Source organism: Citrobacter sp. Igbk 14, assembly GCF_028069825.1.
Classification (GTDB): Bacteria; Pseudomonadota; Gammaproteobacteria; order Enterobacterales; family Enterobacteriaceae; genus Citrobacter.
Genome location: NZ_JANEWM010000164.1, coordinates 1 through 668, shown reverse-complemented (window position 1 = coordinate 668; position 668 = coordinate 1). Strand labels below are relative to the sequence as shown.

Genomic DNA, 668 nt, shown 5'->3' with positions numbered 1-668 from the left:
AAGTAGCTGTTCACGACCTTTTTTGCAAAGATTATATAGAAACGAATTTTCAGAAAAAAATGTGTGTGGTGTAATATTATGATAATGCAATATTTTCATGCCTTTTGAGGCTAATACTTTATCCACACAAACTTCTGAGTAAGCTGAGAAATGAAGGAAAATAATATCCTCATCATGACTATTTAGATGCTCAATATTTGTAACAATATCACCTCTATTATGATGATAGTGCTTTGCATATATTTCGGTTTTCAGCCCATACACATCTTTTACATATTTATCTATGCTAACCACATGATTAGAACATGCATCATATATATCTAGAGACTCAATAACCTGGATAAACCTACCTCTAAAATGCGAATACATTTACTCACCCCCTCCATCTGTAATAAATTTTCCTTGCGACACTGAGCAGGAATGGATTTTTTTTCAAAAGCCTTACAAATACATACTTAAACACACCATGTAGTTTTACTTTTGATGACGGATGATAAGCAAGAAAAAGTACTATTAAGAGAGGTCTACTAAATAACTTGGTCATAATATTTAAAAGAAAAACACGATTTGCATTCTTTTTCGTGATTAAAATAGCCATGTCATTAATATAGTCACCATGGCACAAGCTCAACAATTCATTAACTTCAAAGTTTGTAGCACCATACAGG

General features: G+C 32.0%; 1 protein-coding gene and 1 pseudogene. Both read right to left on the bottom strand.

Going from position 1 to position 668, the window contains the following annotated elements; genetic code table 11:
- Positions 1–369 (bottom strand): annotated as a pseudogene (locus NNN64_RS22945) (glycosyltransferase); the annotation flags it as partial.
- Positions 370–373: 4 nt separating this feature from the next.
- The coding region (locus tag NNN64_RS22940; protein ID WP_271442894.1) for a hypothetical protein at positions 374–668 on the bottom strand (295 nt) is incomplete at its 5' end.